Consider the following 1,011-nt stretch of genomic DNA (forward strand, 5'->3'; position numbering starts at 1 on the left):
GGACTTGAATGCCCGCAAGTCTGGCGAGAAGAAGCCGGGTCAAAGTGGTACTGACCCTGTGTTGCCGGTACCGCCGCCGGCGTATCCGGAGGCTCTGGCGGTGCCGCCCGCTTATACGGAAGGGCCGGCGACGCTACCGGGCTACTCGGCTTCAGACACTCCCGCCGCCGGGATGCCCCAAACGGCCCCGCAAAGCTCCCACTGGGGGCAAAGCGGTGCGGCCACTGGCTTGACGGCAGCAGCAGGGGTCGGCAACCTGGCCCTGGGCGGAGCGGAAATCAACCGGGCGGTGCAGGGGCTCCAGTCCCATGATCCCGCGGTGCGCGACGCCTCCGCCCAGGCACTGGGCCTGGTGGGGGGCGCGATGGGCGCCGACGCGATCAGCGCCGGTGCCGGTTTGGTGGATCAACATCTTACGCGCCAGGTGACCAGAGCCATTGACGCGGGCGCCGACCTCGGTACCGGCGGCGTCAAAGGGTTGGCCCAACTGAGCAAAGGGGTGCGCACCCTGGGCTCGCTCGCTACCGGCGCCACCACGTTACTGGATGCCTACGGCGCCGTCGACAGTTTCGTCAGAGCCGGGCACACCGATGATACGGCGGACAAAACCAACCATCTTGTCAACGGTGGGTTGAGCACCGCCGGTATCGGCATCGGTATCGGCACCGGCGTGGGTTTGGCCACGGGGAGTGCGCTCGGCCCCATCGGTCTGGGGGTCGGTCTCGTCCTGGCGGGTATCCAACAGGGCGTCAATGCTGCCCACCAGGTGGATGAACTCAAGGAATACGCCGAGCTGGATGGTTGGGAAACCCTGGATACCGGCTGGCACCTGTTCTGGGGCAACAAACCCGCCGATCCTATCCAGCAGGAATACGCCACCAATGTCAGTCAGGTGGCCGCTGACCAGGAACTGGCCCAGTTCGGTAAGGATATGCTCAACGACAACCCGAACCTGGGTATGGTCGTCTTGGGCCGCGGCACTGCCGGTTACCAACACCATGACAGCGGTGA

Annotated in this window: 1 protein-coding gene; it reads left to right on the forward strand. The window is 65.7% G+C overall.

The window, feature by feature from the left end; all coding sequences use genetic code 11:
- Positions 1 to 1,011 (forward strand): hypothetical protein (locus FKG94_RS28925; protein WP_179957863.1); only part of this gene is annotated, 1,011 nt, incomplete at both ends.

The organism is Exilibacterium tricleocarpae (assembly GCF_007004655.1).
In the GTDB taxonomy this organism is placed as follows: Bacteria; Pseudomonadota; Gammaproteobacteria; order Pseudomonadales; family Cellvibrionaceae; genus Exilibacterium; species Exilibacterium tricleocarpae.